This is a genomic window from Pseudomonas sp. TH43 (genome assembly GCF_016650635.1).
Classification (GTDB): domain Bacteria; phylum Pseudomonadota; class Gammaproteobacteria; order Pseudomonadales; family Pseudomonadaceae; genus Aquipseudomonas.
Window position 1 is genome coordinate 1,537,954 of record NZ_JAEKFI010000004.1, and the last position, 13,094, is coordinate 1,551,047.

The following is a 13,094-nucleotide window of genomic DNA, read 5'->3' on the forward strand; positions in this document are numbered from 1 at the left end:
GCAGGAGCAGCTCTGCTCGCGAAAGCGCCCGATCCATCGACACATAATGTTGAAGGTGATGACGCCTTCGCGAGCAACTCTGCTCCTACAATAAAAAGGGGCGAATTGCGGTCAGTATTTTTGGCCATATCAATCCCCTTTTGGCCTTTCCTGCCGTTCTCCGATTCAACTGGCGCCGCAACACTGTGGACAACCGAATCAGCCCTGCGGAGAACAACAAATGCTGACGATCTACTCAGACGATCACCACCTGCACCATGGCCGCTGCGAATTGATCGAAGGTCAGCTCAAGCCCTGCTTCGAGATGCCGTCGCGCGCCGACCACGTGCTGCAACGCGTACAAAAGCAGAACCTGGGGCCCGTCGAGGCGCCGCAGGATTTCGGTCTGGAACCGATCGCCCGCATCCACAGCCGCGACTATCTCGACTTCTTCAAAGGCGCATGGGCACGCTGGACTGAATTCAATACCGACGGCGATCTGCTTCCCTACACCTGGCCGGCGCGCACGTTGCGCTCGATCAAACCGACCAGCCTGCACGGCCAACTCGGTTATTACAGTTTCGACGGCGGCGCACCGATCACTGCCGGCACCTGGCAGGCCGCGTACAGCGCAGCGCAGGTTGCATTGACCGCCCAAGCGGCCATCCAGCGCGGCGCACGCAGCGCTTTCGCACTGTGTCGTCCACCGGGGCACCACGCCGCCGGCGACTTGATGGGCGGTTATTGCTACCTCAACAACGCCGCCATCGCTGCTCAAGCCTTCCTCGATCAAGGCCACGGCAAAGTGGCGATCCTCGACGTCGACTATCACCACGGCAACGGCACCCAGTCGATTTTCTACGCGCGCAACGATGTGTTGTTCACCTCGATCCACGGTCACCCGGAAGCGGAGTTTCCATTCTTCCTCGGCTATGAAGATGAACGTGGTGAAGGTGTGGGTGAAGGCTGCAACTTCAACTACCCGCTGCCCGCCGGTTCCGGCTGGGACGCCTGGAGCGCCGCGCTGGAGCAGGCCTGCGACGAGATCGACCGCTACGGTGCCGACATCATCGTGGTGTCGCTGGGTGTCGATACCTTCAAGGACGACCCGATCTCGCAATTCAAACTCGACAGCCCGGATTATCTGGCGATGGGTAAACGTATTGCCGCCCTCGGCAAACCGACGCTGTTTGTCATGGAAGGTGGCTACGCGGTCGAAGAAATCGGCATCAATGCGGTGAACGTGCTTGAAGGGTTCGAGCAATGAACGGGCTCAAGCGCCTCACCGTCCCGGCTGATCCGCCCCTTTGGGGGCTATTTGCCGATAACGATGTTTTTTGGCGGTAAGCATATTTTTGGCGGTAACTATGTACCGCCACACGTTGATCGCAGTTCATTACTTTCCACAGGGCCAGATGCTGTGAATCCACAGCCTTGCCCATCGGAAGGACATGAACATGCTCGACGCCCCAGAGACCCTGCCGTTTCCCGGCGATCTGATTACCCAGCTGATTACGGGTCCGACGTTACGTGAAGTGGCCGCGAAGGTACTACGCGTCGGACTTGCAACCTTATACCCAGCGCTAGCACTCGACCCGGATCAGGCCATGGTCGGCACGCCCACCTGGGAGCACGAAAATGACCAGATTGTGGCACGCAGCACCCATTTCGAATCGCTGACGAGTGGCCTGGTGAGGCATGCCATAGACGCCACCCCGGTCATGTACCTCGATGGCGAGCAGTTCTTGACGCTGCAGCCCTCCGCACGTTTGACGTCACAACTGCCGGTCGATATCGATGCCATCGGGCGCCTGATGAATGAGCTGGCCCCGTTACTTTTCACCGCTTATCAGGAGGCGCAACTCGACTACTGGAATCACACTGATGACACCTCCGCGCCGCGCTGGCAGGATCTTTCGCACTCCATACGGAATATCTGGAACGTCGCGCAGTTTCAGGGCTGGGATGCAGATCAGCATGCGCTGGCCCGGCAAGCCTTCTCGTGGCCGGACCGGGCTACGCGACAACCCCACGATAACTATCAAACACGCCTCTGCCTGATTGACCTCGACCGGGCGAACGATGGCACGTCAACACACCTCAACATCCTTGATACCGCCGTCGTGATCGGTACGGTCGGGGCGCGCACACTCATCATCACGCACTCGATTGTCTCGGGTTTCCAGACTTTCGATTCGCTGGAAAAAATGGGTGAGCAGTTGCGGGTCTACAGAGACGACCTGCCCGCAGACACACAGCTTCAATGGCGGCTGTTCGAACCCGACGGTGATTTTTTTGATTATCAGGCGGTTGTGCTGATCGCACTTCAGACGCAAGCCATCGGTTCGCTCGGCGCGGACGAGTCGACTGCGGCACTCAGCCCGAACACGGTAACCCGTGCCACCCTGCAAAATATTCACCAGACACCGCTCAACTACCCCTCACGCTTGAGCCGTGTCGAGCAGCTGCTGCCCGACTGGATGAGCCAGGCCACGCCTACCGACATCAGTGCTTACAGCCGACACCTGATGGATCTGGCGACAGTACGCCAGAGCAGCAGCGGTACATCCTTTGAACAGGACATCCCACCCATCGACCAATTTGCGCTCGATGCCATTGCCCTGCTCATGCAAAAGGCCCATCCGGAGGCCAAAAACCTCAAGCTCTCAGACCTCAAAATCAGCATCACCAGCCCTGTGGTGTGGGGCACGCTGGCGACAGGCACAAGCCAGACGCTCACGCTGTCGCTGGCCGAACTCGCACTGGAGAACCTTGTCGCCGCGCCACTGGGGGTCAAGTTGGTTTATTTCGCCGACAACACGCCAGTGCCTGACTGGTTGACCGCCGATTACCTCGAAGCGTTGATCACTGCAGTCAATGTCGGCAAGACCTATCCAGCGCTGATCAAAGACCGAATGGTCGATGACGCCACCAAATCCGCGCACCTGAACGAGCTCTATACCCGCCACTTGCGGGTACAGCTGCCCTTGATCGCCCTGCAATGCAAAATTCGCGGCGAGGCCGCCATCGATGAACTGGGCTACCGCTACATCGTCGCCGTCATGAACCCTTCTGTCGAAAAACCTCAGGTAGATGGCCACGACATTGTCATCCGGCCATTGGCGTTCGTTGCACAAAACAGCGCCAACAACAGCGTCGATACCGTTGCCAATATGTTTGTGATTGGCCGACTCGATCAAGACCAGGGGCCCTGCCTGCTTTATCGACCGATGATGGATGACCCGCTGCTCCAGTACCCTTCCCCGGCCAGCCTGGTGTACGCGATCAAACATTCGAGAAAAATACGCCTGTCAGTGCTCGCCTGGATGCCGGACGCGGTGCGTGCCGATTACTCCAATTACATTTTCCACGGGGATTTACCGGGGTTTTCCGTGCTCGCGGACCTGCTGGCAAACCCGTTGCTGAACGTCTATCGCAAAGGCCCGGTCAAGCTGGGCGGCCAACCGCTCAAGGGCGACTACCTGTCGGCGCTGTTCAAGGCCAACGCCAATGCGTTGATCGAACTGGCCGATCGGCAATCGGTCTCCAATGCAGAAAGCCATTGGGCTACCTTCAAGCAAGGCGCCTGGAAACTGTTCAATGCGGCGCTGCCTTTTCTGGGCCGGACATTGGGCACCGGCGCGTGGATCTGGCAGATCCTCGATGACCTGCAACAAGCCCTCGACGCCAAGGAAAATCAGGACGACGACGTTGCCGCCAGCGCCCTGACTGACCTGTTTCTGACGTTATCCATGGTGCTCGCCCACCATGCCGCGATGCACTGGAAACCCTTGAGTGCGCTTCCTGAAGAGCACCTGGAGCCGACCTCTGAAAGCACCGAAATCTCAGACCCGGTCAAGACGACCAAGCCCCTCGAATCCAACGAGATCCTGCAGAAGCCGGCGCCGTCTATGGGCGTCGCCGTCATCCAGATTGCGGACACCACTGCCGAGCAGTTATCGACCAACCATGTGAACCTGATTCACACCAGCGGTGCACTCAACCGCCGTCCGTTGAGCCTGAGCGACGCCGTCAGGCGCTTTGTCATCGACAAGCCTGAAGACCTGAGTGCCCCTGTGAGCGAAACAGGACCTCGGCAGAATCTCTACGAGCTCGGCGAAAAATTATACGCGCCGGTCGGTGCGCGCTGGTTCGAGGTGGTCATCAATGACCAGCAGGAAGTGCAAATCATCGACAGCCGGCAGCCACCGACGCGCAGCGGGCCTCTGCTCAGCCTGCTGCGCAACGGACGTTGGGTGATCGATACACGCCTGCGCTTGCGCGGTGGTGGTCTGAAAAGCCGGCGAGCTCAGGTAGAACGCCAGAACGCGCAACGGATCGAAGAGTTGCACCAACACCTGAGGACCTTTAACGAAAGACTCGACCGTTGCCAAATAGAACTGATCGCGGCCCGTAAAGAAATGACGAGCGCCAGTGCCGAAACACTCAAGGCGAAAACTGCACTGTTTGTGGAAATGCTGGAAGAGCGAATCAAGGACTATGACGTCGCTATCGGTCAGCTCAAGGCACTCAACCTCATCGAGGCCGTACCTCGCTATCGACTGTCCATGATCGAATTGGTGAAAACCCAGTTGTTTTTCAACCAGTCGATAATAGAAATCAAACAACCCGCCTTCGAAAGTGCGCTGCACAGCACGCTTGAGCATCTGGAAAAGGAAATGCCAGGGATCAGACCTGATCATTCAAGTGTTTATAACCACATGCTTGAAGTGTCCGCAGCGCTGGTTGAAACGGTTGAAAAGGCGCAATCGGCCTTTGTGGAAATGAGCACACTGGGTAAAGAGGCCGCGAGGATCGCTCAGCAATACAAAAGTAAATTACCCGAGTTCAACCTGCAGGACATAAGGGCTCTACAAGTGACTCTGAGTCGCGATCTCTGTGTGATGGAAGGCGTCACACCCACACTGATCGACGCCTGGGAGCATTTCGATAACCTCGTCGGCGATGCTGATCTGGCCATCCAGAACTCGATGGATCTGCAAAATGACAACCCCAGGCTCGATGACACTGGCCTTATCGACGGGCTCAACTCGCTGGTCGATAAATTCACCAGTATCGACTCGCGCCTTCAGGACCTCTCCCGGCAATTCGCGCAAGAACTGGTGCAACCTCAAGTCGACCTGCTGCAAGAGCGAATTGGCGCATTCAGCCTGCGCAGTACCCAACAGTTGGCAGAGTTACTGCGCGCCCGAGAGTTACTGCAGCCAACGCCGGGCCCTTCAAAACCGCCCCTGAAGAAGGCGATCAAAACCCACTTCAACGGCATGCAATTCGCGGTGCCACGCAAAACCGCCAAAGGTCACGAGCAGCTGTCTGACGTCAAGTCATCCATAACCGGCAAGGTGCTGGCGACGTTCCACGAGAAAAGTCCGAATGTCTGGGTACAACGTCTGCCGCGTAAACCGTTAGCGCCGTTACCGGCACAGACACTGGCCATCACGACGACTGCCGCGCAAACCCTGCTCGACGGATTGCCAACCTTCATCAAGGATAAAAAGAAATTTGTTGATGACCTCAAACGGCTTCCGGTGGAAGTCGAAGAGTCCTTTCATCATCACGCCACGCAATTCAGCGAGGCCGTCACTGCGATCGACAAGGCGCTGTCCGCTGGCCCCAACACGAGTGTAAAAACCCACAATGCATTAGAGCTCAAGAAGCAACTCGAGGCTGCAGTCACTCAGCTTGCCGACGCTGGGTTGAGCACACGTATTGCCATGACCAAGCGCCAATTACCAACAGCCGCACGCGTGGAGTGGTTAGACAGTAAAGAAGAAATACGCGTGGTGATGACGCAACAGCGTCGTCGGCTAAAAGGCCCGAAGAAGGATTTTTTGCAAGAGTATGAAATACGTGATCACCACAACAACAAACTGCTGTGGTATGCGCATTTTCATTATGAACAACTCGACTCGCCCAACTTGTTGTTCAACGCAGCCCACCTCAAGACTGTAGAACAGCGACTGTTAGGAAGGATCAATAGCCCGCAGGCGGGCGCCAGCAACCGGGAGGTGATTGCGATTTACCGCAGTGCGATCGACACCAGACTGGCCAGAAATCTGTTTTTCCGAACTACCCTGACAGGGCCTTCCACCCGCTGAAATCTGTCGTACGGAGCTGCAACGCCTGCGTTCATCAGTTTTCTTCAATGCGATACATATCTACCACCTGGGCTGGCTGCCCGCCCCTTACCTTGGGTGCATTGACGAGGCTGCGTTCAAGCGGCCTCGGCCCGCGCACCCAAGGAACTACCATGCCACCTGAAGCCATAACCCAAACTCCCGCCGCGCCCAGCGTGTCATTTGAAAAAAGTGAACTGCTCAGCCAGATCAGCTACGGCCCTACCCTCGCAGATGTCGCCTCGCAGGTATTAAAAGAAGCACTTGATACGCTCTACCCGGAGCTGATCATCGACCCTGATCGCTGCATGGTCGCGACCCCGCACTGGAGGGTCGACAACAATCATGTGGTGCCAGATAGCACGCACTTCGAAACCTTGAGCCTCGCGCTGATTCGCCTGAACGTGTCAGGTTTGTCAGCCAATTACATTGCCGGCGAACACTTTCTGACCACTGAACACAAGGCCAGAACGCCCAGGCATCTGGCTGTCGACATTGAGGTCATCGGCGCGATGCTGAATGACTACTCGCCGCTTTTGTTCGTCGAGTATCAAGCGCGTCAGTTGGCGTTCTGGAATCAGACCGGCAAGAAATCGCCCCGTTGGGAGGAGTTGTCCGATTCACTTCGAAAAGCCGTGAACGTAACGCAGGTCAAGGGCTGGAGCGCCGATGAGTGTGCAATGGCTCGACAGGTATCGGTCACACCGGACAAAGCCGAGCGCCGTGGAAACACCGGTGACTTCACCCATTTGCAGGCCTGCCTGATCGACATCGATGTGCTTCAAAACGAGGTGACCAGCCACCTGCTGATCGGGTCGGCTCTGGTATTGCGCGCCACTTATCAACAACGCCAATTGGTGACGATGTTCACCATTGGTAGCGGTTTCGAGTCTTTCGAGTCTCTGCAACAGCTGGGTACGGCATTATCTGCGCACATCGCCGATCCATTGAAAGAGCGGCCTCTACAGTGGCGCCTGTTCGAGCCCGACGGGAACATTTTCGACCATATGGCATGGGCCCTGGTGGCCTCTCAACTCGATACCATCGATTCACTCCGACACTCGGGTCCAGCCCCGGCATCGACGGCGATCCGGTCACTGGCAACCAATGGCCAACCGCAAGAGCTGGGGCGCCTCGAGACCCTGGAAACCTCCATTCCCGATTGGCTGCGCTACGCCTCTGCAACCGATATCAGCGATTACAGCCTGTTGGTGAGCAAACTGGGCAAGTTGTATCAGGAGCAGGATCTCGAAGAAGCGAGGCAGCCCATCACACCGATCACCCAGTTCGCCTTCGAACGGATGAAGGACGCTGTTATCAACGGCAAACCGTCGGACGCAGAACCACTGCCCTTCGAGAAACTGGAAATTACCGTTACCAACAGCTTCACTGCCGGTGACCTGACACTGCCCAATCCACTGGACTCATACACCGAAACACTTGCCGACTTTGCACTGGAAAACAGCGCACCGTACATGACGAGCCTGCACTTCAACGACGGTACAGCGGTTCCTGAATGGCTGACACCTGACTTACTGCTGAAAATGTCCAGGCAGGTCGATGTTGGCAAGTTCTACCCAGAAATGCTCGAGAGCAAGCTGCTTGAAGACCCGATCGAATCCCGTCGCCAAGCCCGCTTCTACCAGGAACAACTGCGTATTCTGCTGCCGCTTGCGGCATTGGAGTCCAAGGTCAAACACGAAAATGGTATTGATAAAACGGGCTACAGCTACATCGTCCAATTGATGGATCAAACTACCGACACCTCCAGGCCTGTCGTCATCTGCCCGCTCGCACTGACGCCTCAGCATCGACTTATCAGCTCGCAAGACAGCGTCGCCAACATGTTCATCATTGGCCCGCGTGACGCCAACCAAGGTCCCTGTCTGCTCTATCGGCCACTGTTCGCTCGGCCGCTGATGCAATTCCCCTCCCGACAAAACCTGCTGTATGCCCTGCATCAGCCTGGCGAACTCAGGGATTCGGTCCTGGCCTGGCTTGCCGACAAAGCATTGAGCTTCGAATACTCCCAGTATGTTTTCCCCGTCGGGTTACCTTCGCCGTGGTTGATCACCGAGCAACTGACAGCCCCGCTGACAAACCTCAGTGCCTTGGGGAGTGTGGTGTTCGGCAATAGCGAAATCACCGATGACCTGTTTCTGACGCTGTTCAACAGCCACGCCCAGGCGATGGTGGAAATGGCCAATCGCCAATCACAGTCCAACGCCGATCAGCGCTGGGCATTGTTCAGAGACAGCAACTGGGCGCTGTTCAACGTCGCCTCGAACTTCCTGAGCGGGGCCGTCGGGACCGCCGTCTGGGTGTGGCAAAGCATCGAGGCGATCCAGCAAGCAGTGGACGCCCATGAGCGCGGCGATGGTGTTGTCGCGTGGACTTCGCTGGGCGACGTCTTGCTGACGTTGGGAATCATCCTGACCCACCACGCGATCTCACGACGCACGATGGCTTCCGGTAAACCGAATTCAAAACACCTACTCGTTGGAGAAACGCTCGAACCTGTCCACGATTTTCCCCCGCTGACACTGGACCCCACTCCGTTGCTCGCGCAGCTGCCGCCCGACCATTGTTCTTCGCTCGAAGTAGCGGGATCAGTACCGCGCCGCGCCCCCGATGCCATGTCCCGGTACCTGAACACTCTCGCCGTTGTGGCGCCGGATCTTGCCAACGAGAACCTCGGCAAGATCAACGAGTACCCACCACACCTGTATCAACTCGACAGCAAAACCTATGCCCAGGTCGGCCAACGCTGGTTCGAGGTCAGTACGGACGACGATGCCCAAGTCACCATCCACCAGCCCGGCAGCCCGACGCGCTCCGGCCCGTTACTGCATGCTGGCGTACACGGTCTGTGGTATCTGGATTTTCGTCTGCGTCTGCGCGGGGGCGGACCTAAAAATCGCCTCAAAGCCTTCAAGAAAGCCAAAGAAATGCGCGCCCATTATTTGGAGGACGAGATCAACACGTTCAGGAATGGCGAAGAAGCCGCGAAATTCGAACTGACACAGGCACAGACGGCCATGACCAGCGCCTCTGCAGATAACCGTCAGGTACCCACCGCGGCCTATCTGGAAAAACTTGAAGAGCGAATTTCCGCTTACGAGCAGGCACGCAAAAACGTTCAGGAATGGCGCACGCAGAGTGGTACCTCCGGGTACGTCTACGACCTGTTGCGAATTACCACTGAACTGCAGAAACACCAGGCGCTTTGGTACAACGTCAAATGCCACCAATACAACACGCTGGCGCAACGGCTGATCTCAGAGCCGCCTGACACCGTCACAAATCTGCAACCCTTCATGGACGCCATCAAAGAAGCGACGGACATCGGTCATCAAATAATCGAAAGTCTGCAACGCGCGCATGCCTCTCTCGAGGACCTGAAGGTGCTCGGTAAAACGGGCATCGTCAAAGCCCTGAAGATGGAGAAAATGCTGCCGAAGACTACCGCGCTGGATTTCAAGGCAAACGAAATCGGCCTGTCACATGTGCCTGCGATGCAAATGACTGCAAGCCCGCTCATGGACGAAGCACGGGACGCGGTGGGAGAGATCATCATCAAGGCGTCGCGTAGCGCAATGGAAGTCGCAAGGCTGATGAAAAAAACGACCGCGCATTCCGATCCAAAGGCTGCGCTCGAAGAACTGAGCACATTGGACGACAGCTTCAGCGATGCCGAACAGCGCATCGAGGAATTGCCCGAACGCTATCCTGATCTGGTCAATCCAGCTCGGCTGTCACGTCTGCGCGCCTTGATCGGCGAGTTTCGCCAGATCGTGCAAAACGAGCTCGATTCCGTGCTGCTCAACCACCCGCACCTGACAACGCCGCAAGCGCCGCCAGAGCGCCCAGGCCCGTCACGTCCAGCCCTGAAAGTCAGCAAGAGCCGCCCCAGAATCCAGTCCGACAGCGATTCGGGTGAATCCGAGCCCGAGCCTGAGCAGGTCGACACCGTCATACCGAAATACCGCCAGCCACCGAAGCCGACGCTCGATGACATGGGCATCATTGAGGACGGGCTTGATCAGACACTTGAAATGTCCAGGTTTATCGAGCGCACGATCAAGGACGCTTCGCGCCCCCACCGCATCCCGGCGGATATGCAAGAAATCTTCGAACAGTACGCACTCAAACTGCAGGACAGCGCAATGAACGTCGATCAGGCCATGGCCCGACTTCGCGCCAATGGAAAAAACCCGCCTGTGGCGACGCTAAGCCAGGAACTTCGCGAAGCGTCAGCGCGCGTCCGAAAACAAGGCATAGAGACGCGCGCCAACATGTACAAACTCAGAAAGCCAACCCAGGGCAGCTTTCAATGGATGCACAACAACGCGCAGCTCAAATTCACGCGTAATCCACTAGGCCGCATTCAGACAAAAAAACGCGGGGATTACTTCCAGGAGTATTCGATTCTCGACCGGACGAACAAGGATCAGCCATTGTGGGTGGCGCACTTTCACTACAAAACGGCCCACAGCCCCGCTGCCCAGCCTGAAACTGCTCATCTGAAGATTGCGGACAGTTATCTGGAAACACTGACTAGCGAACAGCAACTTGCATTGAGCACCGTTCAGCCGGTCGATGGCGTGCTGCGCAGATTGACGGACCTGAGTTTGCGTGACCTGTTTCTGGCACTGGAACCGCAAAAGAATGCGCTCGCCGAGAGCGCCCGACCGATAGCCTGATCAACCCTGCCATACCTTTTTTAATCGCCCGAGCGCCGCGCTGATAGCGGCCTCGGGCACCGCAGCGAAACCCAGCACCAGGCCTGCACGCTGATCGTGCGGGGTGCTTGAGTCCGGCAACCAGTAATTGCTCAAACCATTGATCTCAACGTCGACGCTGGCAGCCTTTTCAATCAATTGCTGCTCCCGTGCTTGCGTGTCGACCGCTACCGTCAAGTGCAACCCCGCCACCACATTCGGCAGGCTGCCGACACCGGCGACACCTTCCGGCCAGCCAGCCAACAAGCTGTTGCGGCGGCTCAAGGCGGCGCGGCGCATGCGGCGAATATGCCGCTGAAAGTGCCCGGCCGCCATGAACTCGGCCATGACCGCCTGGGTGCTCACTTCGGAATGGCGCATGTCTACAGCCCGGCGCTGAGTGAACGCTTTCACCAGGGCTGCCGGCAGCACCAGATAACCCAGCCGCAATGCGGGAAAGGCAACTTTGCCGAAGGTGCCGACGTAAAGTACCCGCCCCTGCCGATCCAGCGCGGCCAAAGGTGCCAGCGGTGCGCCGCTGTAACGATACTCGCCATCGTAATCGTCCTCGATAATCCAACCCTCCGTGCGCTCAGCCCACGCCAACAACTCCAGGCGGCGCGCCAGACTCATGATCACCCCAGTGGGGTACTGATGAGACGGCGTCACATAGGCCAGACGGCAATCGGTCAACCCGTTCAATTGCGCGCAATTGATGCCGTCACCGTCCACCGACACGCCGTGCAAACTTGCACCGGCAATGGCGAATGCATGAGCCGCCGCACGGTACCCGGGATTCTCGATGGCGACCCCGTCCCCCGGCTCCACCAGCAACTGTGCACAAAGGCTAATTCCCTGCTGGGCACCACTGGTGATCACTATTTGTTCAGCCGTGCATTGCATACCGCGCGAACTGCGCAAATAGGCGGCGATCAACCCGCGCAAACGCACATCGCCCTCCGGTGCGCCGTAGCACAACTGTTGCAAGTCCGGTTTGCGCCAGAAAGCCGCATTCAACTTGGCCCACACCCCGAATGGAAACAGGTCGAATGCTGGCACGCCGACCCGAAAAGCTCTCGGTGGTCCGCTCGGCGGCAGGGATAGATGATTGTTTTCCAACCGTTGCAAAGCGCTTCTGTGGATAACTTTGCTGGATAAATCCACAGTTAATTCCACCTGTTTTGTGGATAAACTTGTGGATAAGCCTGTTGAAAACCCTGTGGATAGTTTTGTGGACAACTTTTTTGTCGATAACGCCGTGTGTGGCAATTGCGCCACGTAAGTGCCATCACCGACCCGCCCCTCGATGAAGCCTTCGGCGTAGAGCTGATCGTAAGCGCGCACCACACTGTTCCGGGAGATCGCCAGCGCCACCGCCAGATCACGACTGGCCGGCAATCGCGTGCCGCTGGCCAGACGCCCGTCGAGCACCCTCATGCGCAGGGCCTGGTAAAGCTGAAGACTCAAGCCCTGTCGGCGATCAAGTTCGATACCCGCCGGGTTGAAGGACAAGGACAGGGGCAGATCGCTCATGGCATTGGACCTATGAATTTGATCGTTAATGGCTCTTACAACGAACCAATAGCCTGCCTAGGATGCAGTCATTCGCCAAGGAAAACTTCTCCATGTACACGCCCCGCGCCTTTGCCATCGACGAGCTGTCCCAACTGCACGAACTGATCCTCGCCACTCGCTTGGCCATTTTGGTGAGCCACGGCGAAAACGGCCTGCAAGCCAGTCATGTGCCGGTGTTGCTGCACTGCGAACAAGGTTCCCACGGCACGTTGTACGGTCACCTCGCCAAAGCCAATCCACAGTGGAAAGACTTGCGCGACGGCGCCGAAGCGATGCTGATTTTTGCCGGCCCCGATGCCTACGTCAGCCCCGGTTTTTACCCGAGCAAAGCCGAGCACGGCAAAGTCGTGCCGACCTGGAACTACGTCGCCGTGCACGCCTATGGTCACGCCGAAACCTTTAGCGATGGCGGACGCCTGCTCGACATTGTCAGCACCCTCACTGATCGCCATGAAGCCGGCCGCGCCCAGCCGTGGTCAGTCGACGACGCTCCCGCCGATTACATCGACGGCATGCTCAAGGCCATCGTCGGTTTTGCGATTCCCATCGACCGTCTCGAAGGCAAGCGCAAGCTCAGCCAGAACCGCAGCGCCGAAGACATTGCCGGCGTGCGTGAAGGCCTCGCTGCCAGCCCCGAAGTCAATGATCAAACCCTCGCCCAATTGATGCGCTAAGGAAATCA

The 13,094-nt window shown here is 57.5% G+C and carries 5 protein-coding genes; 4 read left to right on the forward strand and 1 reads right to left on the reverse strand.

The window, feature by feature from the left end:
• Positions 1-220: 220 nt before the first annotated feature.
• From JFT81_RS23445 to JFT81_RS23455, 3 genes are all read left to right on the forward strand, one after another.
• The gene (locus tag JFT81_RS23445; RefSeq protein ID WP_201229399.1) at positions 221-1,246 is read left to right on the forward strand and encodes a histone deacetylase family protein; all 1,026 of its coding nucleotides are present in this window, start codon (positions 221-223) and stop codon (positions 1,244-1,246) included.
• A gap of 190 nt (positions 1,247-1,436) precedes the next feature.
• The gene (locus tag JFT81_RS23450) at positions 1,437-6,098 is read left to right on the forward strand and encodes a DUF6543 domain-containing protein (RefSeq protein ID WP_201229400.1); all 4,662 of its coding nucleotides are present in this window, start codon (positions 1,437-1,439) and stop codon (positions 6,096-6,098) included.
• Between the two features lie 152 nt (positions 6,099-6,250).
• Positions 6,251-10,819, forward strand: coding sequence for a DUF6543 domain-containing protein (locus JFT81_RS23455; RefSeq protein ID WP_201229401.1), 4,569 nt, complete (start codon positions 6,251-6,253; stop codon positions 10,817-10,819).
• On the opposite strand, the gene JFT81_RS23460 is transcribed toward JFT81_RS23455, so the two are convergent.
• A complete protein-coding gene (locus tag JFT81_RS23460) occupies positions 10,820-12,370 on the reverse strand; it encodes a PLP-dependent aminotransferase family protein (RefSeq protein WP_201229402.1) in 1,551 nt (516 codons plus the stop codon). It abuts the gene before it with no gap.
• 92 nt (positions 12,371-12,462) lie between these two features.
• Here JFT81_RS23460 and JFT81_RS23465 point away from each other — a divergent pair, with 92 nt between their 5' ends.
• The gene (locus JFT81_RS23465; protein WP_201229403.1) at positions 12,463-13,086 is read left to right on the forward strand and encodes an FMN-binding negative transcriptional regulator; all 624 of its coding nucleotides are present in this window, start codon (positions 12,463-12,465) and stop codon (positions 13,084-13,086) included.
• Positions 13,087-13,094 lie beyond the last annotated feature (8 nt).

Coding starts and splice junctions, on each gene's coding strand:
- JFT81_RS23445 (WP_201229399.1), top strand. CDS start 221: ATGCTGACGATCTACTCAGACGATCACCACCTGCACCATGGCCGCTGC.
- JFT81_RS23450 (WP_201229400.1), top strand. CDS start 1,437: ATGCTCGACGCCCCAGAGACCCTGCCGTTTCCCGGCGATCTGATTACC.
- JFT81_RS23455 (WP_201229401.1), top strand. CDS start 6,251: ATGCCACCTGAAGCCATAACCCAAACTCCCGCCGCGCCCAGCGTGTCA.
- JFT81_RS23460 (WP_201229402.1), bottom strand. CDS start 12,370: ATGAGCGATCTGCCCCTGTCCTTGTCCTTCAACCCGGCGGGTATCGAA.
- JFT81_RS23465 (WP_201229403.1), top strand. CDS start 12,463: ATGTACACGCCCCGCGCCTTTGCCATCGACGAGCTGTCCCAACTGCAC.